General features: G+C 68.8%; 24 protein-coding genes. 18 read left to right on the top strand and 6 right to left on the bottom strand.

Translation table 11 applies throughout. The features are described from left to right. Positions 1–140 precede the first annotated feature (140 nt). Genes rplO through rpsH form a run of 6 tightly spaced genes read right to left on the bottom strand, consistent with a single transcriptional unit; the run spans position 141 to position 2,818 of the window. Entirely contained in the window at positions 141–581 is a 441-nt protein-coding gene (gene rplO, locus A9310_RS18090; RefSeq protein ID WP_004023566.1) for a 50S ribosomal protein L15, read from the bottom strand. After that, positions 578–763 carry a 50S ribosomal protein L30 gene (gene rpmD / locus A9310_RS18085; RefSeq protein WP_058251976.1) on the bottom strand — a complete coding sequence of 62 codons (186 nt, stop codon included), beginning with the start codon at positions 761–763 and terminating at the stop codon, positions 578–580. Before rpmD ends, rplO begins: the two co-directional genes overlap by 4 nt. A gap of 2 nt (positions 764–765) precedes the next feature. Continuing rightward, positions 766–1,413, bottom strand: a complete 648-nt coding sequence (rpsE, locus tag A9310_RS18080) for a 30S ribosomal protein S5 (protein WP_058251977.1) — start codon at positions 1,411–1,413, stop codon at positions 766–768. A gap of 46 nt (positions 1,414–1,459) precedes the next feature. Then, positions 1,460–1,864 carry a 50S ribosomal protein L18 gene (rplR, locus tag A9310_RS18075; protein ID WP_058251978.1) on the bottom strand — a complete coding sequence of 135 codons (405 nt, stop codon included), beginning with the start codon at positions 1,862–1,864 and terminating at the stop codon, positions 1,460–1,462. A 3-nt stretch (positions 1,865–1,867) separates the two neighbouring features. Beyond that, positions 1,868–2,404 carry a 50S ribosomal protein L6 gene (gene rplF / locus A9310_RS18070; RefSeq protein WP_058251979.1) on the bottom strand — a complete coding sequence of 179 codons (537 nt, stop codon included), beginning with the start codon at positions 2,402–2,404 and terminating at the stop codon, positions 1,868–1,870. 15 nt (positions 2,405–2,419) lie between these two features. After that, entirely contained in the window at positions 2,420–2,818 is a 399-nt protein-coding gene (gene rpsH, locus A9310_RS18065; RefSeq protein WP_004023571.1) for a 30S ribosomal protein S8, read from the bottom strand. 273 nt (positions 2,819–3,091) lie between these two features. Here rpsH and A9310_RS18060 point away from each other — a divergent pair, with 273 nt between their 5' ends. The 18 genes from A9310_RS18060 (at position 3,092) to A9310_RS17975 (ending at position 25,933) form a co-directional block, all read left to right on the top strand. Further along, on the top strand, positions 3,092–4,192 hold the full coding sequence (locus A9310_RS18060; protein ID WP_065631823.1) for a sorbosone dehydrogenase family protein: 1,101 nt from the start codon (positions 3,092–3,094) through the stop codon (positions 4,190–4,192). A 281-nt stretch (positions 4,193–4,473) separates the two neighbouring features. Next, positions 4,474–4,815, top strand: a complete 342-nt coding sequence (locus A9310_RS18055) for a LuxR family transcriptional regulator (protein ID WP_082652937.1) — start codon at positions 4,474–4,476, stop codon at positions 4,813–4,815. A 124-nt stretch (positions 4,816–4,939) separates the two neighbouring features. After that, positions 4,940–8,683: a nitrate reductase subunit alpha gene (locus A9310_RS18050; RefSeq protein ID WP_065631893.1), complete on the top strand. Its 3,744-nt coding sequence runs from the start codon at positions 4,940–4,942 to the stop codon at positions 8,681–8,683. Further along, positions 8,683–10,368, top strand: a complete 1,686-nt coding sequence (narH, locus tag A9310_RS18045) for a nitrate reductase subunit beta (protein ID WP_058251981.1) — start codon at positions 8,683–8,685, stop codon at positions 10,366–10,368. Before A9310_RS18050 ends, narH begins: the two co-directional genes overlap by 1 nt. Beyond that, positions 10,365–11,030: a nitrate reductase molybdenum cofactor assembly chaperone gene (gene narJ, locus A9310_RS18040; protein ID WP_065631822.1), complete on the top strand. Its 666-nt coding sequence runs from the start codon at positions 10,365–10,367 to the stop codon at positions 11,028–11,030. Before narH ends, narJ begins: the two co-directional genes overlap by 4 nt. 8 nt (positions 11,031–11,038) lie before the next feature. After that, the gene (gene narI, locus A9310_RS18035) at positions 11,039–11,788 is read left to right on the top strand and encodes a respiratory nitrate reductase subunit gamma (RefSeq protein ID WP_058251983.1); all 750 of its coding nucleotides are present in this window, start codon (positions 11,039–11,041) and stop codon (positions 11,786–11,788) included. Beyond that, a complete protein-coding gene (locus tag A9310_RS18030) occupies positions 11,785–12,993 on the top strand; it encodes a NarK/NasA family nitrate transporter (RefSeq protein ID WP_065631821.1) in 1,209 nt (402 codons plus the stop codon). The genes narI and A9310_RS18030 overlap by 4 nt, the downstream gene beginning before the upstream one ends. An 85-nt stretch (positions 12,994–13,078) precedes the next feature. Next, positions 13,079–13,690: a DUF4262 domain-containing protein gene (locus A9310_RS18025; RefSeq protein WP_058251985.1), complete on the top strand. Its 612-nt coding sequence runs from the start codon at positions 13,079–13,081 to the stop codon at positions 13,688–13,690. A 138-nt stretch (positions 13,691–13,828) separates the two neighbouring features. Continuing rightward, positions 13,829–15,229, top strand: coding sequence for an O-antigen ligase (locus tag A9310_RS18020; protein WP_065631820.1), 1,401 nt, complete (start codon positions 13,829–13,831; stop codon positions 15,227–15,229). 32 nt (positions 15,230–15,261) lie between these two features. Next, entirely contained in the window at positions 15,262–16,218 is a 957-nt protein-coding gene (locus A9310_RS18015) for a glycosyltransferase family 1 protein (RefSeq protein WP_083207447.1), read from the top strand. Then, positions 16,208–17,866 (top strand): flippase, encoded by a 1,659-nt coding sequence (locus A9310_RS18010; protein ID WP_065631892.1) that lies wholly within the window; start codon positions 16,208–16,210, stop codon positions 17,864–17,866. The genes A9310_RS18015 and A9310_RS18010 overlap by 11 nt, the downstream gene beginning before the upstream one ends. Further along, positions 17,863–18,960 carry a glycosyltransferase family 4 protein gene (locus tag A9310_RS18005; protein WP_065631818.1) on the top strand — a complete coding sequence of 366 codons (1,098 nt, stop codon included), beginning with the start codon at positions 17,863–17,865 and terminating at the stop codon, positions 18,958–18,960. Before A9310_RS18010 ends, A9310_RS18005 begins: the two co-directional genes overlap by 4 nt. Before the next feature lie 61 nt (positions 18,961–19,021). Beyond that, positions 19,022–20,113, top strand: coding sequence for a cellulase family glycosylhydrolase (locus A9310_RS18000; protein ID WP_065631817.1), 1,092 nt, complete (start codon positions 19,022–19,024; stop codon positions 20,111–20,113). Positions 20,114–20,257: 144 nt separating this feature from the next. Further along, positions 20,258–21,652: a hypothetical protein gene (locus A9310_RS17995; protein ID WP_065631816.1), complete on the top strand. Its 1,395-nt coding sequence runs from the start codon at positions 20,258–20,260 to the stop codon at positions 21,650–21,652. After that, entirely contained in the window at positions 21,642–22,748 is a 1,107-nt protein-coding gene (locus A9310_RS17990; RefSeq protein ID WP_065631815.1) for a glycosyltransferase, read from the top strand. Before A9310_RS17995 ends, A9310_RS17990 begins: the two co-directional genes overlap by 11 nt. Continuing rightward, entirely contained in the window at positions 22,735–24,006 is a 1,272-nt protein-coding gene (locus A9310_RS17985; protein WP_065631814.1) for a hypothetical protein, read from the top strand. Before A9310_RS17990 ends, A9310_RS17985 begins: the two co-directional genes overlap by 14 nt. After that, positions 24,003–25,220, top strand: a complete 1,218-nt coding sequence (locus A9310_RS17980) for a lipase family protein (RefSeq protein ID WP_065631813.1) — start codon at positions 24,003–24,005, stop codon at positions 25,218–25,220. The genes A9310_RS17985 and A9310_RS17980 overlap by 4 nt, the downstream gene beginning before the upstream one ends. Positions 25,221–25,264: 44 nt before the next feature. Beyond that, positions 25,265–25,933 carry a GAF domain-containing protein gene (locus A9310_RS17975; RefSeq protein WP_058252030.1) on the top strand — a complete coding sequence of 223 codons (669 nt, stop codon included), beginning with the start codon at positions 25,265–25,267 and terminating at the stop codon, positions 25,931–25,933. The last annotated feature ends 113 nt before the right edge of the window (positions 25,934–26,046 follow it).

Here is a 26,046-nt window from a genome sequence, read left to right as displayed (position 1 = left end):
CTCGGCAATCGACGATGGTCTTTCGGGATGCGGCAGTCTTGGGCGTGTCCGGCAGGACAACCTCTGAGACTCTAACAGTCACACCGAAACGCCCCGGTCGGGCGGCAGCGATGCTGCCGCCCGACCGCGGTGTGTGTCCGTCAGAGTTCGGTGACGCTGCCACCGGCAGCGGCGATCTTCTCCTTGGCGGAGGCGGTGAACTTGTCGGCGGTGATGTCGACCTTGACCGACAGGTCACCGTCGCCGAGAACCTTCACCAGCTTGTTCTTGCGAACGGCGCCGGCCGCGACGAGCTCGTCGACGCCGATGGTGCCGCCCTGCGGGAACAGGCGGGCGATGTCGCCGACGTTGACGACCTGGTACTCGATCCGGTTGCGGTTGGTGAAGCCCTTGAGCTTCGGCAGCCGCATGTGGATCGGCATCTGGCCACCCTCGAAGCCGGCGGGCACGTTCTTGCGTGCCTTGGTGCCCTTGGTGCCGCGACCGGCGGTCTTACCCTTGGACCCCTCACCGCGACCCACGCGGGTCTTGTCGGTCTTCGACCCCGGAGCGGGGCGAAGGTGATGGAGTTTGATGGTCATGCTTGAACCTCTTCGACTGTCACGAGGTGACGAACCGCGTTGATGAGGCCGCGGTTGATCGGCGTGTCCTCGCGGGTGACGGTCTGGCGGATGCCCTTGAGTCCGAGGGTCCGCAGGCTGTCACGCTGGTTGCTCTTGGTACCGATGGTGCCCTTGACCTGAGTGATCTTCAGCTGAGCCATGATCAGACCCCCTGTCCTGCGCGAGCGCGGAGCATACCGGCCGGAGCGACATCCTCGATCGGCAGACCGCGGCGGGCCGCGACCTCTTCGGGACGCTGCAGCATCTTGAGTGCCGCGACGGTGGCGTGCACGACGTTGATGGCGTTGTCCGAGCCGAGGCTCTTGGCGAGGACGTCGTGGACGCCCGCGCACTCGAGCACGGCACGCACCGCGCCACCGGCGATCACACCGGTACCGGGGCTGGCCGGGCGGAGCATGACGACACCGGCGGCGGCCTCACCCTGGACCGGGTGGGTCACTGTGCCGGCGATCAGGGGCACGCGGAAGAAGTTCTTGCGAGCTTCCTCGACACCCTTCTGGATCGCGGCCGGGACTTCCTTGGCCTTGCCGTAGCCGACGCCGACCATGCCCTGGCCGTCGCCGACGACCACGAGAGCGGTGAACGAGAAACGACGTCCACCCTTGACCACCTTCGAGACACGGTTGATGGTCACCACGCGCTCGAGCTGGTTGCGGTCCTGGTCGCGGCCGCCACGATCGCGACGGTCGCCGCGGCCACCGCCGCGACGGTCGTTGCCGCCGCCCTGGTTGTTCTGGTTGTTGTCGTTACCGGCGGGTCCGTTTCCGCCGTCACGCTGACGTCCGGGCATCAGAGGTTCCCTCCGGTCATGTGGGTGTAGCTGTTCGAGATGGTCATCAGAAGCTCAGGCCTCCCTCGCGGGCGGCGTCGGCGAGCGCGGCGATCCGGCCGTGGTAGTCCTTGCCGCCACGGTCGAACACGACGGCGTCGACGCCGGCAGCCTTGGCGCGGGCGGCGATGAGCTCGCCGACCTTGCGGGCCTGCGCGGACTTGTCGCCGCCGGCCGCACGCACATCGGCCTCGATCGTCGATGCCGCGGCCAGCGTCTTGCCGGCCAGGTCGTCGATCAACTGGACGTGGATGTGGCGCGAGCTGCGCTTGACCGCGAGACGCGGACGGGCCGGGGTTCCGCTGACCTTCTTGCGGAGGCGGAAGTGACGGTTGCCGGTCGCCTTGCGACGACGCGTCGAGACGTCCTTGCCGATCGGCTTGCGCACTGTCTTGGTAGCTGAATCACTCATGGCTTACTTACCCGTCTTTCCGACCTTGCGACGGATCTGCTCACCCTCGTAGCGAATGCCCTTGCCCTTGTAGGGGTCCGGACGACGCAGGCGGCGGATGACCGCCGAGATCTCGCCGACTTGCTGCTTGTCGATACCCGAGACCGAGAACTTCGTCGGGGACTCCACGGCGAACGTGATGCCCGCCGGGGCCTCGATCGGCACGGGATGGCTGTAACCGAGCGCGAACTCGAGGTCGCTGCCCTTGGCCTGCACGCGGTAACCGACACCGAAGATCTCCATCTTCTTGGTGTAGCCCTGCGTGACGCCCACGACGAGGTTGTTCACGAGCGAACGGCTCAGGCCGTGCAGCGCGCGGCTGCGCCGCTCGTCGTTGGGGCGGGTCACGACGATGGAGTTGTCCTCCTTGGCGACCGAGATGGGCTCGGAGACGGTGAGCGAGAGCTCACCCTTGGGGCCCTTCACGGTGACGTTCTGGCCGTCGATGGTGACGTCCACGCCCGCGGGGATCTCGATGGGGTTCTTTCCGATACGCGACATGTGTTGTTACCTCCCCTACCAGACGTAGGCGAGGACTTCGCCGCCCACGCCCTGGTTGGCTGCCTGGCGATCGGTGAGCAGGCCCGACGACGTGGAGATGATGGCCACGCCGAGGCCGCCCAGAACCTTGGGCAGGTTGGTGGACTTTGCATAGACCCGGAGGCCGGGCTTGGAGACGCGGCGCAGACCGGCGATGGAGCGCTCGCGGCTCGGGCCGTACTTCAGGGAGACCACGAGGTTCTTCCCGACCTCCGCGTCTTCGGTGCGGTAGTCGGTGATGTAGCCCTCGCGCTTGAGGATCTCGGCGATGTTCACCTTGATCTTCGACGAGGGCAGTGTCACCTCGTCGTGGTACGCCGAGTTGGCGTTACGCAGACGCGTCAAGAAGTCTGCGATCGGGTCAGTCATGGTCATGGGTGACCGTCAACCTTTCTCGTAGCGGTTCCCATACAGCGCCGGTGGCCGGAAAAATCCCGGTGACCTGCGGTGGGCCTTCCACGAAGTGGATAGTTGTTTGGAGAAGGTTCTCGCCGCCGATGCCCTTGGCTTTTCGCCGGCACCGGAGACTATTCAGTTGTGTCCCGGACACCTGAGGTGCACAGGCAACCGGTCTAGTGTAGGGAATCCGCAGCGTAGACCCAAATCGGCACCGGTCGGCAGTGGCGACCATCAGGCACCATCGAGGGTATGGATCGACGCAAACTCCTCAAAACGGGCCTGCTCGGGGCCGGGCTGCTCGGCATCACCGGTACGTCGCTGGTGACCGGGTGCGCCACCGACGATCCGCCGACGCGGGATCGATCCGGCTCGGGTCCGACGGGCACGTCCGCGGACGCCGCGTCGGTCGAGACCGTCGCATCCGGGCTGAACGTGCCGTGGGCGCTGGCCTTCCTCGGTGACGGCGATGCCCTCGTCACCCAGCGCGACGACGCCACGGTCGTGCGGGTGTCGCCTGGGGGCGAGGTGCGGACCGTCGGCGAGTTCGCTGACGCCGCTCCGCGCGGCGAAGGCGGGTTGCAGGGCATCGCGGTGGCGCCGGGCGACGAGAGCGCAGTGTTCGTCTACTACACGACCGCCACCGACAACCGGCTGGTGCGCCTGGACTTCGACGGCGACCGGCTCACCCGTCCCCGACCGCTGATCACCGGACTCGACGCGGCCTACAACCATCACGGCGGCGCCCTCGCCTTCGGTTCGGACGGAAGCCTGTTCGTCTCGGTCGGCGATGCCGCGGTACCCGAGGTCGCCCAGGACGTCCGCGCACTGAACGGCAAGATCCTGCGAATCGACCGGAATGGCCGTCCGTGGCCGGGCAACCCGTTCGGCAACGAGGTCCACTCGTACGGGCACCGCAACGTCGAGGGCCTGGCCTTCGACGGCGCAGGCCGGCTGTGGGCCAGTGAGTTCGGGCAGAACCGTCGTGACGAGCTCAATCTGATCCGACCGGGTGGCAACTACGGGTGGCCGGAGGTCGAAGGCGATTCCGATGATCCGCGGTTCGTCGCGCCGGCCGCCACCTGGACCACGCAGGAGGCGTCTCCGGCCGGGCTGGCGATCGTCGGCGACCGCGCCTACATGGCCGCGCTCCGCGGCCGGCGGCTGTGGGAGATACCGCTCACGGAGTCGGCCGCCGGCGAGCCGGTGAGCAGGTACGCCGACGAGTTCGGCCGGCTGCGCGTCGTGGCCGCCGCGCCCGACGGCTCACTGTGGTTCGGCACGAGCAACACCGACGGACGCGGCCGGCCGGCCGACGGCGACGATCGTCTGCTCCGGATGCGGCTCGGCTGACCCCAGTTCGGCGCGCGGACCCGAAGCCATCCGACGGTCGATCGGTTCTGTCCGGAATCGACAGTTCGATTCTCAAACCATTTCGCGGAACCATTTTCCGAAACCGTCTCATCGCCCGACTCGCATGGGTGCGAGCCCGTCATCACCGGGTATTTTCGCAACGATTGTGTGGCCTATTCCAGGCGGCAGGATCACCGCGTCGGTCGACAGCGGAACAACGAACTGGCCTCGATCCGCCGAACATCACCTCGTCGCCGCGCCGCGATGTCATGGTGGAACACGTGGATTCGACTCATCTGCCCGAGCTCGTCGACGAGCTCCTGTCCTCGGCCCGCGAAGCATCGAGCCGACGGGCCTCTCATACGTTGCACGGCAACTCTTCTCGCCACCTTCGACAAACCGTGATCGCGCTGGTCGCGGGCGCGGCACTGTCGGATCACGACAGTCCCACCGAGGCCACGCTGCAGGTCCTGCGCGGGCATGTCGTCCTGACCTCGGCGGACGGCGACCCGGCCGGCCGGTGGGAGGGCGCCACCGGCGACCTGGTGACCATTCCGTCGACGCGTCACGGCCTGACCGCACAGGAGGACTCGGCGATCCTGTTGACGGTTGCCACGCGTTGACCGAAGCGACCGAATTGTTTCCCGAATGACCGTCGGGTGTATTTCTCACAAACGATTTCGGCATTTCTGATCGACTTCGCGATTCGGGAAGAAACAATTGCCGACCCTCCGTATGGTGTCGCTCATGGCCCGGTCAGAAGATGTACAGGGTTCTGCAGCCACCGCACTGCTGGACATCGGCAGGTTCTTCACCCGATGGGACGAGACCGACGATCGTCGTGTCGTCTTCCGGGACGGCGGTCGGGCCGGCGACGTCTTCTACCGGGATCGATGGAGCCACGACAAGATCGTGCGCTCGACACACGGCGTGAACTGCACGGGCTCCTGCTCGTGGAAGGTCTACGTCAAAGACGGGATCATCACCTGGGAGACCCAGGAGACCGACTACCCCTCGGTGGGCCCGGACCGGCCCGAGTACGAACCCCGCGGATGCCCGCGGGGCGCGGCCTTCTCCTGGTACACCTACTCCCCCACCCGGGTCCGACACCCGTACGCCCGGGGCGTGCTGGTGGAGATGTTCCGCGAGGCGAAGCGCCGGCTGGGCGATCCCGTGCTGGCGTGGGCCGACGTCGTCGGAGACCCGCTGCGCCGACGCTCCTACCAGCGCGCACGGGGCAAGGGCGGGCTCGTTCGCGTCTCCTGGGACGAGGCCGTCGAGATGGCCGCGGCAGCGCACGTCCACACGATCAAGACCCACGGTCCGGACCGGTGCGCGGGTTTCTCCCCGATCCCGGCCATGTCGATGGTCAGCCACTGCGTCGGCACCCGGTTCATCCAGTTGATCGGCGGGGTGATGACCTCGTTCTACGACTGGTACGCCGATCTTCCGGTTGCCAGTCCCCAGGTGTTCGGCGACCAGACCGACGTCCCGGAGTCCGGGGACTGGTGGGACGCGACGTACCTGATGATGTGGGGTTCCAACGTCCCGGTGACGCGGACCCCGGACGCGCACTGGATGGCCGAGGTGCGCTACCGCGGCACCAAGGTGGTCTCGGTCAGCCCCGACTACGCCGACAACACCAAGTTCGCCGACGAATGGCTGCCCGCGCAGGCCGGCACCGACGGGGCGCTCGCGATGGCGATGGGACACGTCATCCTCACCGAGTTCTTCGTCCGGCGCTCGACCGGGTTCTTCGACGACTACGTGCGCCGCTACACCGACCTGCCGTTCCTGATCCACTTGGACGAGGAACCGGGCGGGCCGGACGGTGACTCGACCGGCACCGACGTCCCCGGAAAACTCGTCCCTGGGAAGTTCGTGACCGCCGACGAGTTGCCCGGCGCGGAACATGTTGCCTCCGAGGACGTCTGGAAGACGGTGTGCTGGGACGAGGCACGCGATGAGCCGGTGGTGCCCAACGGCTCGATGGGGTTCCGGTACGCCGACTCCGGTGCGGGGCGATGGAATCTCGATCTCGGTGGCGCGCAACCCGCGCTGACACTCATGAGCGATGCGGCCGAATTCGTCGAAGTCGCGTTCCCGGTCTTCGACGCCCCCGACGGCAGCGGCGCCGTGGTCCGCCGAGGTGTCCCCGCGCGGCGGATCGGGGGACGGCTCGTCACGACCGTCTTCGATCTGATGCTCGCGCAGTACGGCGTCACCCGGGACGGGCTCCCCGGCGAGTGGCCCACCGGCTACGACGACACATCGGCGCCGTACACACCGGCGTGGCAGGCCGAGATCACCGGCGTGCCGGCCGCGGCGGCGATTCGCGTCGCGCGCGAATTCGCCGCCAACGCCGAGGAATCCGGCGGCCGCTCGATGATCATCATGGGCGCCGGGATCTGCCAGTGGTTCCACGGCGACGCGACCTATCGGGCGATCCTGTCCCTGCTCATCCTCACCGGATGCATGGGCCGCAACGGCGGCGGTTGGGCGCACTACGTCGGGCAGGAGAAGTGTCGTCCGATCACGGGCTGGATCTCGCTGGCGAACGCGCTGGACTGGACGCGCCCGCCGCGGACCATGACCGGGACCTCGTACTGGTACATGCACACCGGGCAATGGCGCAACGACGGGTACTCGACATCCTCACTCGCATCTCCGCTGTCGCGCGGCACGATGGACCACGAGCACACCGCCGACGCCATCGCCCAGTCGGCGCGGCTCGGCTGGATGCCCTTCTATCCCCAATTCTCCACCAACCCTCTCGACGTCGCCGACGAGGCGACCGCCGCCGTGGATCGCGGTGACGCCGCCGATCCGGCGTCCTACGTCGCAGAGCGTCTGCAGAACGGCCAACTGACATCCGCCATCACCGATGTCGACGCACCCGAGAACTGGCCCCGGACACTCGTGCTGTGGCGATCCAACCTGCTCGGTTCCTCGGCGAAGGGCAACGAGTACTTCCTCCGGACCCTGCTCGGCACCCACCACAACGTGCTCGGCGCCGAGAAACCCGAGACCCCGAGGCCTGCCGAGATCCGTTGGCACGACGACATTCCGGAGGGGAAGCTCGACCTGCTGCTGTCGGCGGATTTCCGGATGACATCGACCACGCTGCTGTCGGACATCGTCCTGCCTGCTGCGACCTGGTACGAGAAGCACGACCTGTCCTCGACGGACATGCACCCGTTCGTCCACGCGTTCACACCGGCGATCGACCCGCCGTGGGAGGCGAAGTCCGACTTCGACCTGTTCCACCGGCTCGCACGCAAGCTGTCGGACCTGGCACGCACCCACCTCGGTACACGGCGCGATCTCGTCAGCGTCCCTCTGCAGCACGACACCCCCGGCGAGGTTGCACAACCGCACGGCCGGATTCTGGACTGGCGACACGACGGCGTTGTCGGACAGCCAGGCCGGAACATGCCCAACTTCACCGTGGTGGAACGGGATTACACCGCGATCGCGGACAAGCTGGCGTCCATCGGACCGCTCGCGGACACCCTCGGCTTCACCGTCAAGAACGTGACCTACCCGCTCGAGGAACAAACACGCACACTCGCCGAATCCAACGGCGTGATGCTCGGCGGCGCCGGCGACGGACGACCGGCCATCGACACCGACGAGAAACTCGCCGAGGCGATCCTGACGTTGTCGGGCACCACGAACGGCGAACTCGCGGTGGCCGGCTTCGAACAACTCCAGCAACGCGTCGGTTTCCGCCTCGACGACCTCGCCCGCGGGTCAGAGGAGAAGCGCATCCGCTTCGCCGACACCCAGAAGGCACCCGTGCCGGTCATCACCTCACCGGAGTGGTCCGGGTCGGAGACCGGCGGCCGCCGGTACGCACCGTTCACGGTGAACATCGAGCGGCTCAAGCCGTTTCACACGCTCACCGGACGGATGCACTTCTATCTGGACCACGACTGGATGATCGACATGGGCGAGTCGCTCCCGATCTACCGGCCGCCGCTGGACATGCACCGCCTGTTCGGCGAACCCAAGCTCGGACCCGACGGCGCCCGGGAGATCACGGTGCGGTACCTGACGCCGCACTCGAAGTGGTCGATCCACTCCGAGTACCAGGACAACCTGTTCATGTTGTCACTCTCCCGCGGCGGGCCGATCGCCTGGCTGAGTCCCCAGGACGCCGCCTCGATCGACGTCGCCGACAACGACTGGATCGAATGCACCAACGCCAACGGCGTTTTCGTGTGCCGTGCAATCGTCAGCCATCGCATGCCGGCCGGGGTCTGCTACGTCCACCACGCCCAGGAACGCACGATCGACGTCCCGAAGTCGGAGGCGACGGGCCGCCGGGGCGGCATCCACAACTCGCCGACGCGGCTGTTGGTGAAACCGACTCATCTGATCGGTGGATATGCCCAGTTGTCCTACGCCTTCAACTATCTCGGACCGACCGGCAACCAACGCGACATGGTGTCGACCATCCGCAAACGCAGCCAGGAGGTGACGTACTGATGCGGGTCATGGCCCAGGTCGGGATGGTGATGAATCTCGACAAGTGCATCGGGTGCCACACCTGCTCGGTGACCTGTAAGCAGGCCTGGACCAACCGGTCCGGCACCGAGTACGTGTGGTTCAACAATGTGGAAACCCGCCCCGGACAGGGATATCCGCGTCGTTACGACGACCAGGACACCTGGCAGGGCGGATGGGTCCTCAACCGCAACGGCAGGCTGCGGTTGCGTGCAGGCGGCCGGATCCGAAAGCTGTTGACCCTGTTCGCGAGTCCGGTCCAACCGACCATCGAGGACTACTACGAACCCTGGACCTACGACTACCAGACCCTGATCGACGCCCCGCTCGGCGACGACTTCCCCGTCGCCCGTCCGAAATCGCTGCTGACCGGCAAGGACACCAAGGTCACCTGGTCGGCGAACTGGGACGACAATCTCGGCGGCGCACCCGAACTCGCGAAGCGCGATCCCATCGTGGAGAAGCTGCGTCGTGAGTCCGAGGATGCGGTGAAGTTCGGGTTCGAGCAGACGTTCATGTTCTATCTGCCGCGCATATGCGAACACTGCCTGAACCCGTCCTGCATGGCGTCCTGCCCCTCCGGCGCGATCTACAAGCGCAGCGAGGACGGCATCGTGCTCGTCGACCAGGATCGCTGTCGCGGCTGGCGGCAGTGCATCACGGGCTGTCCGTACAAGAAGATCTACTTCAACCACAAGTCCGGCAAGGCCGAGAAGTGCACGCTCTGCTACCCGCGCATCGAGGTCGGGCAACCCACCGTCTGTTCCGAGACGTGCGTCGGACGACTTCGCTACCTGGGCATCTTCCTCTACGACGCCGATGCCGTGACGGCGGCCGCGTCGACCCCGGACGAACGCGATCTCTACGAGGCCCAGCTCGACCTGATGCTCGACCCCGACGATCCCGACGTGATCGCCGCCGCCCGTCGGGACGGCATCCCGGACGACTGGCTCGAGGCCGCCCGCCGATCCCCGGTGTACGCGCTGGCCAAGAAGTACCGTGTCGCACTCCCCCTGCATCCGGAGTACCGCACCATGCCGATGGTCTGGTACGTCCCGCCGCTGTCGCCGATCGTCGACCTGCTCGCCGAGCAGGGTCACGACGCCGAGGGCGCGGGCACCCTCTTCGGCGCCATCGAGGCACTCCGCATCCCCGTGGAGTACCTGGCCGAATTGTTCACCGCCGGTGACACCGCCGTCGTCGACACGGTGCTGCGCCGCTTGGCCGCCATGCGCTCGTACATGCGCGACGTGACCCTGGGCCGTGAACCCGACGCCGGAATACCGGCCGCGGTGGGGATGACCGAGGAGGCGGTGTACGAGATGTACCGCCTGATGGCGATCGCGAAATATGAAGAGCGATACGTGATCCCCACGGCTCATCTCGAACAGGCCGAGAAACTGGACGAGATGGGGTGTTCGCTCGACTACGACGACGGACCCGGCATGTTCGACTCGTCGCCGTTCGGCGAGGCCAGCGGTCGTCCCGCGCCGGTGTCGGTGGAGACGTTCCATGCGCTGCGTCAGCGTCAGACCACTGACACGGCGGCCGGCGAGCACACGATGGCGGGCCGGACCAACCTGCTCAACTGGGACGGCAACGGGGCCCCGCCGGGCCTGTTCCCCGAACGCGTACCCGGATCGACTCCCGACGAGGAAGCACGATGAGGGGACCACGGTTGTTCGCACGTCGCTCGCGGGCGACCGACGAGGGCACCGTCGTACGGTTGATCGCGTCCTGGTGCCTGAGCTATCCCGACGACGAGGTCCTCGGCCGCGTCGATCTGATGCGGGCCGCCCTCGCCGAGATGGATGACCCACAGACCCCACATCTGCTGCGGCAGATCACCGATCACCTCGCCGACGGCGATCCGGCAGCGCTGCGCCGCGAGTACATCGAGCTCTTCGATCTCTCGAAACGGCACACGCTCTACCTGTCGTACTGGTCCGACGGCGACACCCGGCGTCGGGGCGCGTCGCTGGGCGAGTTCAAGCAGGCCTACCGCGACAGTGGATTTCTCGTGGACCTGCGCGGTGAATTGCCCGACCATCTGCCGATCGTGCTCGAGTTCAGCGCGCGGGCCGATCCGGGCCGCGGCGTCGAGCTGCTCGAGAAGCACCGTGCAGCACTGGAATTGATCCGGTTCGCCCTGCTCGGCGCGGAGTCGCCGTACGCCGGGGCGGTGGCGGCGGTGTGCGCCACCCTGCCCAGTCCCTCCCCACCCGACCGGGCCACGGCGCTCGCGATGTGCGCACCCGCACCGACGGAGACCGTGGGCCTGGAACCCTTCGACCCCCGCCTGCTGCCGATCAACCCGACCCGAGCGTGAGGTGACCCGTGGACATCTTCCTGTGGGGCGTGGTGCCCTACGCGACGCTCGGACTGCTCATCGGTGGAACCATCTGGCGCTATCGCTACGACAAGTTCGGGTGGACGACGCGGTCATCGGAGCTCTACGAGTCCCGCCTCCTGCGGATAGCGTCGCCGCTCTTCCACTACGGCGTGCTCGTGGTGATCATCGGCCACGCGATCGGATTGCTGATCCCGGAGTCGTGGACGGAGGCCATCGGCGTCTCGGAGACGCTGTACCACTGGGGTGCCGGGGGTTTCGGGATCCTGGCGGCCGTCGCCACCCTCGTCGGGGTCGCGATGCTTGTGTACCGCAGGCGGACCGTCGGCCCGGTGTTCATGGCCACCACGCGTAACGACAAGGCGATGTACCTGGTGCTGGTCACGGCGCTGGTGGCAGGCACCTACATCACGCTGATCGGCACGCTCGACCCGCACGCGCCCGGCGTGAACTACCGCGAGACCGTCTCGCCCTGGTTCCGTTCACTGTTCGTGTTGCAACCGGACGTCACGGCGATGGCGGCGGCGCCCTTGCGTTTCCACGTGCACATCCTGATCGGGATGCTCCTCTTCGCGATGGTCCCCTTCACCCGGCTGGTGCACATCTTCACCGCGCCGGTGCACTACCTCTTCCGTCCCTACATCGTGTACCGAAGCCGCGACCGACGTGTCGCGCCGGGTAACCAGCCCCATCGGCCGGGGTGGGCGCCCGTCGGAGTGAAGGATCGTGATCGATGAGCACCGGCACCACGACGCCCGCCATCAGCTCGCGTGCGCAGACCACGAACCTCGCTCTCGCGACACTCGCGTTCACGATCAGCTTCTGGGCCTGGAACCTCATCGGTCCGCTCGGGGTCGTCTACACCGACCAACTCGACCTGAGCGCCACCCAGAAGTCGATCCTCGTCGCCATCCCGATCCTGGTCGGCTCGCTCGGGCGAATCCTGACCGGCGCACTGACCGACCGCTTCGGCGGCCGCCTCATGTTCACCGTTCTGCTGGTCGCCACCATTCCGTTCGTCCTGCTGGTCGCCGCCGCCGGACATTTCGACAGCTACGCGTTGCTGCTCGTCGCCGGCTTCTTCCTCGGCGTCGGCGGGACGACGTTCGCCGTGGGCATCCCCTTCGTGAACGCCTGGTACGACAAGTCCCGGCGCGGGTTCGCGACCGGCGTCTTCGGAGCCGGGATGGGCGGGACGGCGTTGTCGGCCTTCTTCACCCCGCGGTTCGTGTCGTGGTTCGGATACATCGCGACGCACATCATCATCGCCGTCGCGCTCGCGATGGTCGCCGTGGTCTGTTGGTTGTTCATGCGCGACTCACCCAGGTGGGCCGCGTCCCACGACTCGGTGGTCCCCAAACTGATCGGTGCGGCCAAACTGCCGATCACCTGGCAGCTCGGTTTTCTCTACGCTGCGGCGTTCGGCGGCTTCGTCGCCTTCAGCACCTACCTGCCGACCTACCTCAAGGACGTCTACGACTTCGACCTCCAGGCGGCCGGCACACGCACCGCCGGTTTCGCGATCGCGGCCGTCATCGCCCGGCCCGTCGGCGGTGTCCTGTCCGATCGCTTCGGACCGCGCATCATCACCGTGATCTCCTGTGGCGGTGCCGCCGTGCTCGCCGTGTGGATGATCACCAAGCCGCCCCTCGAGATACCCGCCGGTCTCGACTTCGTCCTGATGGCGGTCTGCATGGGACTCGGTTCGGGGTCGGTCTTCAGCTGGGTCGCGCAGGCCGCGCCCGCCGAGCGGGTCGGTTCGGTCACCGGGATCGTGGGTGCCCTCGGCGGGCTCGGCGGCTTCTTCCCGCCCATGGTCATGGGGGCCACCTACGACGCGACCACCCACAGCTACACGATCGGGCTCTCGCTGCTGGTCGTCTTCGCCACGTGCGCGGCCCTGTTCACCGTGTTCGGCATCCGACGCACGGCGAACACCTGACGCCCGCCTCCCCGGCTGCGGCGTAGGGAGAATTGTCGGGGCCTCGTGTTCTGATGTTCGCACCCGTCGAACAAAGGAGCGATCCATGTCAGACCACGCTGCCGCGATCCGAGGTCTGCCCCGGTGGCATCCCAATCCGCTCATCCGTTCCACCATCGAGACCATCCGGCGCTGCGGCTGGCAGGTGACCTCGGTCGGCGAGGCGGACGCCGAGTTCGACGCACCGCCTGCGGGTGCTCGAACCGAGTGCGGGTTCTCCTACACCTCCGGACTCTCGCTGCACTCGATCCCGGAGCTCTCGATCTACGGCGTCGATCCCCTGACCGCGACGCACGTGCTGAACGAACTGGGCGCCCTGCTCCACCAGGAGGACTGGCGTGATCTCGTCGCCGCGCAGTCCGACATCCCGTTGCAGACGGTCGCCGTGACCGTCCGACTCATCGAGCAACTCGACCACGACGAGCTGCTCCTGGCGAACCTGTTGTTCCCCGACCACCCGAAACTGCAGGTGGTCTGGCCCGACGACCACGGCCACCTTCCGTGGGAAGACGGCTACACCCTGCTCCCGATGCACCAGCCGGTGAAGGGGATGCCGCAACTCCTGGATCCCCCGCGCCCGCAACCACGCCTTCTCACAACCGAATCCGGGCCCGACCGAACCCGCCCGCGACGGGCACGTCGCATCTCGGGTCACTGACCTGCGGCCGGCGGCCTCCCGGCGTGTCCGGGGCGACATGTGTCCGTGTTGCCCCGGACAAACGGAGCCCGGAGATGCCACCATGGTTGGTCTGGGGGCTCGAACAGACCACGGGGGCAGGTGGAAAGGCAGGTCGGCGTGGCGCACCTCCCGGTCGTGGTCGCTGCACTCGTCGCCCTCGTCCTCGCGGTCGCCTTCGTCGCCGTCATCTACCGGCGTCCGCAACGCGGTCTCCTGGTCTTGGCCGCGCTCACCCCCCTCGACGGTCTCCTCGACATCGCCCCGTTGCCCGGCGTCGCCTCGGCGTGGAAGGAGGGCGTCCTCGCGCTGACGCTGATCTGCGCGGCCAATCGCCGGGTCCGGCCCGCCGACCGGACGGACCCGCCGTTGCAGCTGCCGTGGTGGCCGGCCGCGGCCGTGCTGGTCGCGTTCGGGGTCGTGTCGGCGCTCTATGTCTACGGCCCCATCGGGCTGTACGGCGTCAAGGTCACCTTCTTCTACCTCTTCGTGGTCCTCGTGCTCTGGCTGACGCCGTTCGACGCGCTCGACCGCGACCGACTGGTCTCGATCATCATGGCGCTCGGGGTGCTCACCACCCTCGTGGGCATCGGCCAGCAGCTCCTGGGTCCGGCGCGGCTGGTCGAACTCGGCTATACCTTCGGCGAGCAGGTGCGGACGAGCGGTCCGCTGTTCCGGACGTTCAGCACGTTCAATCAGCCCTTCGGTTTCGGACTCTTCGTCATGCTGGCCCTGCTCGTCGGCGGAGCAGTGGCGCTGTCGGACACCGCCCGCCGGCGCAACCGGTTGTTCCTCGTCTGCTGGCCGGTCATGGCGATCACGATGGCCACGTCGGTGGTGCGGGCGGCGATCCTCGGCCTCATCGTCGGTGTGATCTGGCTTGCGGCCCTTCGCTTCCGCCGCCTCATCGCCCCGCTGCTCGCACTCGCGGTCGTCGCCGTCATCTCGCTGCCGTTCCTGCCGTCGAACATCACCAAGGTGTTCTTCTCGTCGAGCAGCCTGAGTCAGCGCGGCTCCGGGTGGGGTGAGATCTTCGCGAGCATCTGGGTGCACCCGCTCGGGACCGGCCTGGCGTCGAGCGGATCGGCGGCCGACGCGATGTCGGCAGCCCAGGGCGACACGACGCGGACGATCACCGCCGGCGCCGGCGGTACCGTGCAGCAGTTGTCGAAGAACTACCAGCCGGACAACTACTACGTGAAGCTGCTCATCGAACTCGGGCCGATCGGGTTGTGGTTGTTCCTGGCCCTGATCGTGACCGCGATCATCTGGTGCGTGCAGTACTCGCGCCGGATGCCCGACCCGGATGGAGCCCTCGTCCTGGGTGTCAGTGCGTCCATGGTCGCGGCGATGGTGGCCTGCCTGGTCGCCACCTACTTCGAGATCTTCCCGCTCGACTTCTACTTCTGGTTACTGTTGGGAGCTGCTGGATGCGCGACGGCACAACACGAATCACGTACGGTGCGCTTGCACTTCGTCCCGGAGGCAGCGGCGTTCAGACCTACATCCGCGAACTCCTGAGGGCACTGCCCGGCCACGTCGACGGCACCGCCCTGTCCGCAGTCGTGCAGACCGACGCGGTCGGCGAACTGCCCCCGGCGATCACCCCGGTGGAGCGTCCCGTCGCCGACGGTGTCCGACGGGCGGTGTTCGGCGTACTCCCCACCCGCTCGGGCGGCGTGTTCCACGGTCTCGACGTCGACCTACCGGTCGCCGGCCCCGCCACCACGGTCGCGACCGTGCACGACCTGTCGGTGCTCGACATGCCGTCCGCGTCGAGCCGGTTTCGCGCCGCGGGCGAATCCGTACTCGTCCGCACGACCCTCCGTCGGGCCGACGTGCTGATCGCCGTCTCCGAGTTCACCGCCGAACGAATCCGCGAGACCTGCGGACGGGATGCCCACGTCACCGAACTCGCGCCCGCCGACTGGGCCCGCCCACCCGCGCCGGCCGATGTCGAACGGGTTCGGGCGAAATACGATCTTCCGGAACGCTTCGTGATGCAGATCGGCACCGTCGAACCCCGCAAGAACGTCGAACTCGTCGCGGCGGTCGCCCGGCGCCTCGACATTCCGTGCGTGCTCGGCGGCGCGGGTTCGACCGGCCCGGATGCCCCGTCGTCGGCGGTCGGGCTCGGTTACGTCGATGTCGGGGACCTGCCGGCGCTCTACGCCGCGGCGACCGTGACCGCCTACGCCTCGTTCTACGAGGGTTACGGCCTTCCGCCCGTCGAGGCGATGGCCTGTGGCGGTGCCGTCGTCGCCAGTGCGGTGGGCGCGCTTCCCCAGGTCGTGGGTGACGGCGCGACACTGGTGCAGGGCCACGACGAGGACGACTGGGTCCGTGCCCTGGAACCCCTCGTGCGCGMCGASTCGKCGCGCACCGAACTCGTCGCCGCCGGCACCTCGGTGGCGTCAGCCCTCAGCTGGGACACCACGGCCCGCCGGACGGTCGAGGCCTACCGGGCCGGCGGCATCGACATACCCGGTGCGGGGCGCCGTGAGCCCTGACGTCACCGGCCCGCTGCCGTCCGATGCGCTGGTGGATCAGCAGGCCGAAGCCGAGCTGCTGGCCCGCGCGACCGGTGCCGGGGGCGCAGCGGGCGGGCCGAACACCACCGGCGCCGGGAGCGCAGCGAGCGGGCCGAGAATCACCGGCGCCGGGAGCGCAGCGAGCGGGCCGACGACTGCGCCGGCCGCCGAGCCCGGCGCGCACCCGGCCTCGGATGCGCGGGCCGCCACCCGGGCGACGATCGCGATGCTGACCAGTCGCGTGGTCATCGCCGCCCTCGGCTGGGCCGGGAGCGTCCTCATCGCGCGCACCCTGTCCCCGGAGGACTGGGGCACCTACTCCTTCGTGTTCGCGCTGCTCGGTCTGACCGCGATCTTCACCGACCTCGGGGTCGGCCGGGCGGTGATGGCCCGGCTCATCTCCGACGACCCCGACGACGTCGCGAAGACGTCCTCGGCGTTCATCGCCCTGCGGGTGGTGCTCGGCCTTCTCGGCTACCTGATCGCCGTCGCCTACGTGATCGTGCTGCAGTATCCCGGCGATGTGATCCGCGCGACCGCGATCGCCGGACTCGTCGTCGTGTTCGCCACGCCCGCACAGGCACTCACGGTCATCTTCCAGAGCCGGCACCGCCTCCTGCTCACCGCGATCGCCGAGAGCCTGGGCCAGGTTCTGCAGCTGGCGCTGACCATCGCCGCCGTGCTCGTAGCGCCGGCACTGCTGGTGTTCGTGCTCGCCCCGGTCGCGAACGAGATCCTGTCGCTGATCATCAAGGTCGTCGGGATCGCGCGCCGGTCGTCGGGACTGCGTCCGTCGCGGGTCGTCGAATGGTCGCGCTGGAAACCGATGCTCTCCGATGCCCTTCCGCTCGCACTGGGCCTCGCCCTGACCATCGCGCTGCAGAAGGTCGACGTCCTGCTGCTGAGTCTGCTCGATTCGCTCGACGCGGTCGGCATCTACGGCATCGGGTACAAGTTCTCCGACATCATGGACACCTTCATCCTGGCCGCGATCGGACCCGTCAGCACCCTGCTGGTCGCCGCCTGGCCCGACCAGTCGGCGGTCCTGCGCCAGCGGTGCCGGAGTGCGGCGGTGGTGTTCGCCGCGGGCGGTGCCGTGGCCGTGGCCGCCTTCTGGCCGAGCGCCGGCCCGATCATCGGACTCCTGTACGGCGACCGGTTCGTCGTCGGGGCCGACGCCGCGCGGCTGCTCGTTCTGGGCGCGGCGCTCACCGCCTTCATCGTGCTAGGCATCTTCCTGCTCGCGGCGACCGGTCGGGCGAATCGCTACCCGTGGATCGCGGTCGGCGGCCTGGCACTCAACGTGGTGCTCAACCTGATCCTGATCCCGCGGTACTCCTATGACGGGGCCGCCTTCTCCACCGTCATCACCTTCGCCCTCGCGGTGGTGGCACTGTGGGTCGTCATCGGTCGGACGCTGCCCATCACGGGTCTGCTCCCACTGGGCGCACTCACCACGTTGACCCTGTTGACGGTGGCGGCGTGCGCCATCGGGGTCTGGCTCGCGGATTCGATTCCCTGGCCGGTCGTCTCGGCCGGTACCGCACTGATCGTCGCCGGACCCGCGGTACTGCTCACCCGGGCGGTCACCACGCCGCCCGGACGACACACGAAGGTGGTCCGATGACCGATTCCGAGCACCCGTGCACGATCGTCTTCGTCGCGCACACCGGCCAGGTCTCCGGGGCGGAGAAGGTGATGCTCGATCTGATCGACGTCGCGCTCGAGCGCGGCCACCCGGTGCGGGTCGTCAGTCCCGACGGTCCCCTGGCCGGACGACTCCCGGCCCCGGTCGACCACGTGCCCATCCCGCCCCTCGGCCTGAGTGGCGAGCGCGGTGTCGCGCGCCTCGCGGGCGCCGGTCGCCTCGTGCTCGACTGGGTACGCGCCGGTCGCACCCTGCGCCGGGTGACACGTCGGTCCGACACCTCGACGATCGTCAACTCCTTGTTCGCACTCCCCGCCGCACGCGTCGCGCAACCGACGGGCCGCGTCTCCTGGCTCGTGCACGACACCCTGACGTCGGGGCGGCAGCGCGCCGTCATCCGCGTCAGCGCACCCGTGATCCGGCGCGCCGTGGCGGTGTCGGAGGCGACGTCGGTCCCCCTCGCGGACCTCGGTCTGCCGGTCGTCGTGGCCCACAACGGAGTCACCTGGCCGGTCCCCGCCCTACCCACCCAACTCCACGACCCACCGGTCGTCGGGATGCTGGCACTGCTCACGCCCTGGAAGGGGCACGCCGTCGCGCTCGACGCGGTCGCCGGGTTGCCGGACGTCGAATTGGAGTTCGCCGGGGGCTCGTTTCCCGGGGACGCCGATCACGTTGCCGCACTGCATGCCCGGGCCGCCAGACCGGACCTCGCCGGGCGCGTCCGGTTCCTCGGCCACACCGATCTCCGCGCCGCCCTGGAGCGATGGGATGTCGTGCTCTCGGCGAGTGTGACGCCCGAGGCCGGACCGCTCTCGGTCCTCGAGGCGATGGCCTACGGCACACCGGTCATCGGCACGGATCACGGCGGCACCACCGAGTTCCTGCGGGACGGCGCCGGAGTCCTCGTCCCGCCGTCGGATCCCGCCGCGCTGACCGCGGCGATCAGCCGCGTCCTCGACGACGCCGACCTGCGCCGTTCGCTGACCGCGGAGGCGCGTCGTCGGATCGCGGACGGACACGACAAGTCGGCGACCCTACCGCGTATGCTCGACGAGTTGTTGTCCGGCTGAGGAGAATTCCACCGTCGGCACCTGCCGCGCGCGATGCGCGTCTCTCAGATAGGCACCATCCATGACACGGTCCCTGCACGGTCGGGCCACCCGGTCGGCCCTCGCGTACGTGTGCATCCTCGTCGCAACCCTCGCCGCCATCGTGTGGGTACGCAGCGACGCCCATTCGGCGCCGGCCGCATGCTCGCTCGCCGCCGGTGACCACAAGGTCGCAGCGTCGCCGGGTGCCTCGCTGCTCGGGGCGTCCGATGAGGACCTCAATCGGGAGTTGTCGGTCGCCCAGGACCTCGGTATGTGGGCAGTGCGACTCGACGTGGACTGGTCGGTCGTTGAACCCCGGCGCGGACAACGGAACTGGGCGCCCATCGACCGGGTGGTCAACGCCATCGTCGCCCACGGGATGTGTCCGCTGGGGCTGGTGACCTACACGCCGCTGTGGGCGGCCCGCGCGTCCGACTTCCCACGCAACAGCCACTACCGGCCCGCCGATCCCAACGTCTTCGCCTCCTTTGCCGCGGCCGCGGCGCAACGGTACGCCGACTCGATCGCGGTCTGGGAGATCTGGAACGAGCCCAATCTGGCGAACTACTGGCTGCCGAGGGCGAACTCGGCCGAGTACGGCCGCCTGCTCGCTGCGTCCTACGCGGCCGTCAAACGCGCGGTCCCCGGCGCCGCGGTGATCTCCGGAGGGCTCGCACCCGGCACCGACAACGGCCGCGACATCGCACCGCTGACCTTCGTGCGCAATCTGTATCAGGGCGGATTCAACCGCTCGCTGGACGCACTCGGCGTGCATCCCTACACCTATCCGGCTCTGCCCAACGACCCCGCCGCGGCATCGTGGAGCACCGCGGCACGGATGTGGGACATGCGCGACGTGATGGTCGCCGCGGGCGACGGCGACAAGAAGATCTGGATGACCGAGTTCGGCGCACCGACCGGAACCGGCACGAACGCCGTCACCGAGGAGGTCCAGGCACAGAGCATCGAGATAGCCATCGGCGCCCAGAGCGACGCGCCCTGGCTCGGACCGCTGTTCGTGTACTCGCTGCGAGACGCCGGCACCGACCCGAACAATCTCGAGCACAACTTCGGCCTGGTGCGCCGCGACTGGTCACCGAAGCAGGGGTACTCGATGCTCGCCGCGCGGTGACCTCCGAAATCGTTTCTCGCACACGCCACGCCCGCCGGTGCCGACCACGATTGCCCGCTTCCTTCGTTATGGTGAACTGACAGCTGATCGACACTGCAATGTCCGGGGATGGTCGGGGGGCATCCGACACCACAGGAGTTAGGCGTGACCTCCAGCTTCGATGCCGCCGGGCGACGTGATGCGCCGCCCTCGGTCGACCTGTTCGGGCACTTCCGTGATCTCGTCCGTGTCGCCGTCCCCGCGATCCTGATCGGCATCCTCGTCGGCGCCTCGGTGTTCGCGCTGCGGACCGCGTTGGTCCCGAAGGAGTACTCGGCCACGGTCGTCACCGAGATCACGCCGGCCGGCACGATCATTCCGGGCGACGCCTTCGTCGAACAGTTGCGTGCCCCGTTCGTGGCGCTGTCCACCGACGAGAACGTCCTGCAACAGGTGCTCACCCAGGTCGACACCGGATGGACGACAAGCGAGTTGAGCTCGCACGTCACCACGACTCCGGGAACGGCTCCCACACTGATGGACTTCACCGCCGCGGCGCCGACGAGTACCCAGGCCGAAGACGTCGCCCGCGCGATGGTCACCGCCATCTCCGCCGCGTCGCTGTCCAACCATGCCCGCGCCATCACCCGGCAGATCGATCAACTGCGTGCGCAGGTGACCGCCGAGCGCGTCCGCAACCGCGCACTGCCCGACCGCAGCGAGGCGAAGGTCGAATCCGATGCGACCCTTGCCGATCTCGACTCCCAGCTCACCCGGTTGCAGAACTCGTCGTCGGACACGCTCACCATCCTCGCGGCACCGTCGGCGAGCGAGGTGCCTGTCAGCCCCAAACCGGCCCAGGAGGGCGCGGTCGCCGGCATCGCCGCGACGATCATCGCGGCGGAGCTGCTCGCACTGTTCCGTGGGCGGGTCGGCCGGAAACCGAACCCGATCTGGGCCCGCCGCGCGGCGCACCGGTACGGCGCGGAGCTCACCTACGGACAGCGGGGCGAGCCGGCGCTGCCGGCGACTCTGCTGCCCGCGTTCGCGCAACGCCACCGCCGCGCCCAGGTCGCGCTGATCCTCACCGGCGACCACATCGACGCCGCTCGCGTGATCGACGACATCCGTCACCCGGGGGACGACGCGACGACCGGGCACCGTCTGCGCATCGTCCGGTTCCCTCTCACCGAGCCCTGGTGGCAGAGCGTCGATCCCGGGGACGTCGCGCTCGCGGCTGTGGTCGTCTCGTCTTCGGGACGTGATCGCAAGCCGGCCGACCGGGCGCTGTCCCAGCTCGCGACCATCGGGTCGACCCGTCATCTGATCGTGCAGCGCACGGGAAAGCAGCCTCCCGCGCAAGTTCTGACCACCACCAGCGCCGATCCGGTCTCCGGCGACCGCACCGAGGTCGAGAGTGCCGGGGACACAGCCGCATCGAGAGCCGAGGCCACCACACCCATGACACCGCAACCGCCGTCTGACGATCCGCGCGGCACGACCCTCGATTCCGACCGGTTCCGCACCGCGCCGGGAGATGTGGGCAGCAATGCCCGGTGACCGCGTCGCCGTCGTCCACGAACGACTCACGGAGATCGCCGGGTCCGAGCACGTCGTCGAACAACTCGCCGCGACGTGGCCACGCGTTGAGGTGCACGCGCCGATCGCGCGGCCCGCGGGTGTCCCGGCCGGGTTGGCCGAGCCGCCGATCACCTCGCCGCTCAATCGCGCCTACCGCCTGCTCGGCGAACGCAGCTATGCCCCGTTGCTCCCGCTGATGCCGCTGGCGTTCCGGCGGATGCCGCTGCGGGATGCCGACGCGGTCGTGACCAGCCATCACGCCTTCGCCACCCAGGCGGTGCACGCGACCGACGCGCCGGTCATCGCCTACGTACACAGTCCGGCCCGCTGGGCATGGGATCCGTCGCTGCGCGCGGGCGAGGGCGGCGGGGCAGCCGGCGCCGCGATCCTGTCGGCGCTGTCGGTGGTCGCCCGGCGCTGCGAAGTCGGCGCCGCGCCCCGTCTGCACACCGTCGTCGCGAACTCCTCGGCCGTCGCCGAGCGCATCCGCGAGCACTGGGGACGTGAGTCGGTCGTCGTGCACCCGCCGGTGGACCTCGACGGCTTCACACCGGATCCCGCGGTGCCCCGTGAGGACTTCTACCTCCTCGCCGGACGACTCGTCCCGTACAAGCGACCCGACCTCGCGATCGCGGCGGCCGCCCGCGCCGACGTCCGGCTCGTGGYCGCGGGAGACGGACGGGCCATGCCGCAGTGTCGCGAGCTCGCCGGCCCGAAGACGACGTTCCTCGGCCGCGTCCCCCMCGACACCCTGCTGAACCTGCATCGCAGCGCCCGCGCGGTCCTGATGCCCGGGATCGAGGACTTCGGCATCGTGCCCGTCGAGGCGATGGCCACCGGCACGCCCGTCATCGCGCTCGGTGAAGGCGGCGCCCTCGACACCGTCGTACCCGGGTCGACCGGTCTGCTGATCGAACCGGGGACCGACGACGAGATCGTCGAGCGGCTGGCCGCGTCGTTGCGCGACTTCACCGTCGACGACTACGACCGATCCGAGATCCGCGCCTGGGCCGAGCGCTTCCGGCGCGAACGGTTCCGCGACGAGATGCGCGAGGTCGTCGATGCCGCGCTCTGACAACGCCGCAACCGCCGGGGCGCAGCGTGCCTCCGTCCTCGACCGTGCACTGGCCACGTCCCGCACGATCTCGGTGACCGGCCCGATGACGGCCCCGGATCTCGACCTCATCCGGGCTCGCCTGACCCGGGCGTGGACACCGACGTCGAGACTGAGTCTCGTCCCCGATCCGGCGTCGGCGAGCTGGGCCCACGACGTGGCGACCCTGCCGCGGGTCGTCGAGCGGCCCGACCTCGCCGACCTGCCGATCGGCGACATCATGACGCGCCTGCGGAACCGTCCCGAGCCGCTGCCCCGACTCGAGGTGCTCGTGTGTGGTCAGTGGCTGGTCATCGACCACACCCACGGCATGGGCGACGGCCGCCTCGGCGTCGAGCAGATCGCCGGTCTGGCCAGCCACCACGAGTTCCCGATGACCGAGCGGTTCGAACGCTCGCTGCCGCCGGACGCCGCCTGGCAGGCGTTGCGTCGTCACGTCCTGCGACAGCCCAGACGTCTGCGCGACATCATGCGCCTGCGCGCTGCGAACGTCTCGCCGCCGACCCACGGACCAACGCGCGTCATCGAGGACTGGCATGCCACCCGCTGCGCCGTCACCGCCGCGATGCGCCCGGGGCAGACCGACGAACTCAAGCGTGCGATCGCCGACACCGGTGTCCGGATGTCCTCGGCGGCGGTGACCGTCTCGCTGTGGCGCGCCGCCCTGTCCGCGCAGGGCGTTTCCCTCGACGAGCGCACGCAGATCCTCTTCGACTGCCGCCGCTATCTCGACGCCGGGCACGCCGATGACCACGGCAACTTCGCCGTGGGCATACCCCTGCGCTTCCCACGCGACGCGACGCCGATGGAGATCGGGGACCGCATCCGAGCGGTCGCCGAATCCGGTTGGCCCGCAGCCGTTCTGGCCGCGGGAGAACTCCGGGCGCGCCTGCGTCGATCGTCACCCGAGGAGCCGCCCGTCCCGCGCCGGGTCGAGGTGCCCGACCGGTTACGACTGTCGGTCAGCGACCTCGGGCGGATCGGGATCTTCGGTGATCTGCCGTGGGATCTGGCGGCGGCCTCGCATCACCTGTTCGCCTATGTCGAGCCCGATGGCCCGGATGCGGCGAGCATGCTCGTCAGCGAGATCGACGGTTCGCGCAGTTTCACCGCGACGTTCTGCAGCGATTTCGTCGGTCGCCCGGTCATCGAGGCGGCTCTCGACCACCTCTGCGAAGATCCGGTGTCCCTGCTGGATCGGCTGCTCACGCGCTCATGAGGACGGTGTCGCGGCGCGTCGGGCGCCCGCCTGCGACCGTGCTCGTGGCCGTCCTGCTCGTCACAGCACTGCTGACCGCCGCATGTTCGGCCTCCGCCGGCCCGGCGTCTGACGACGCGTCGCAGAGCTTTTCGGCACCGCCAGGGGCGTCGGCCGGCGATCTGGTGGGATCACCCACTCCGACCGACGCCTACATCTCGCTGCGGCGCATCGTCGACCGCACCGTGCGGTTCCGCTACCTGTCCACCGACCCGGTCAGCGGTGAGCTGGTCCCCGTCTCGGCCGCCGTGTTCGTGCCGCGCGGCCGGGCACCGGCTGGCGGATGGCAGATCCTGGCGGTCGGACACCCGACGACCGGCATCGCGGGCAACTGCGCCCCGTCGCTGTACGGCAACCTGCTGGGCACCGTCGGGCTCATCGCGTCGCTGCTCGAGCAGGGATTCGTCGTCGTACAGACCGACTATCGAGGACTCGGCACACCAGGACCCCACCGGTACCTCGACCCGGCGCCCGCCGCGAACGACATCATCGACTCGGTGCGTGCGACGCGGATGATCGTCGACGGCACCAGCGATCAGTGGTGGGGCTTCGGGGTGTCGCAGGGCGGGCACGCGGTGTTCCACGCCAACGAGATCGCGGCGACCTACGGTCGCGGTCTGCGACTGCGCGGGACGGTGAGCATGAGTCCCGCGCTCGACGTCGCGCCGCTGGCCGATGCGATGGATGCCGGCACCCTCACCCCGGAGCAGATCGCGTTTCTCCCGCTGGTCCTGACGGGATTGAAGGCGATTCATCCCGAACTCGTCATCGACGACTACGTGCACGGTCCGCTGCGCGAGGCGTTCGGCGTGCTCCTGGAGTGCAACGACGCCGCGATGGTCCAGAAGCAGGCCATCGTCGAGGAGGTGCAACCGGAGGACTATCGCCCGGTCGACGACGCGGCCACCGACCGACTCCGGACGTGGCTGCGCGAGGTGAGTCTGCCCCAGGGGCGGGCTTCGGCCCCGATGCTCGTCGCCTACAGCGACGCCGACGACGTCATCCCGGCCCCGTGGACGGCGGGAGCCATCGATCGGGGATGCCGGCTGGGCGATGCGATCACCGCGATCGAGGTCCGCGGTCAGCCGCACGGCATACTCGACATCGGCTCCGCGGCGACCGACTGGGTCCGGGCCGTGCGGTCAGGACAGCGTCCGCCGAACACCTGCGCGTGAGCTGTGTGCCGACCGGGTCGACCCGGGCAGCGAGAGGAGTGACGATGAGTTCGAACACCGAGGACGGTGCGAACACCGTGAACCCCGTCGACGACCCCACTCCGGATGGCGAGCCGACCACGGACCCAGCCCAGCTCGCCGCACTCTTCGACACGTCACCCGAGGCCGGCGTGCACGCCGTCCTCGAAGCGGTGCGCGGGCGCAACCCCGACATGGCCCGGTCGCTCCGCGCGATCCTGTCCGATCCGGAGCGGATGCGTGCGCTGAAGGACAGCGGCCTGCTCGACGACCCGCCGACCCACAGCCTCGACGAGACGATCCGGCTCACGATCGATGCCGTGGGCGTCCCGCACGTCGCCGTCAACCTCATCACACCGGACGAGCAGGCGACCGCCGCGATCGCCTTCCGGTCCGGGAGTCCCGACGGTCCCAGCACCCGGTCGCTGGTCAACTCCCTCTGCGTCCTCCCGGTGGTCAGCGGTTCACCCCTCATCATCGACGACATCGCCGACCACGCGCTCCTCGCCGACCACCCGACCGCCGTCAGCGGGGAGGTGACCGCCTACCTCGGCATCCCGCTCGCCGACGACGACGGACATGTCATCGGCACGTTCTGCGCCTGGGACTCGGAGGCGCATCACTGGTCCACCGCGGAGGTCCAGCTCATGTCCGATCTCTCGATCCTGGTCCAGGAGCTCATCTTCGGGCGTTGACACGGGCGCGTGCCCTCGTGACCTGGCGGTGAGCATTCGGTACCCAACACGTGGCCGGTAGGCGCACGCGGGACCGCCGCGTACACCTACAATCGTCGGGACGGGGGGCTGTT

The organism is Gordonia sp. UCD-TK1, from assembly GCF_001691435.1.
In the GTDB taxonomy this organism is placed as follows: Bacteria; Actinomycetota; Actinomycetes; order Mycobacteriales; family Mycobacteriaceae; genus Gordonia; species Gordonia hongkongensis.
Note: the sequence above shows the minus strand (reverse complement) of the source record. Positions and strands in the feature narration are given on the sequence as shown.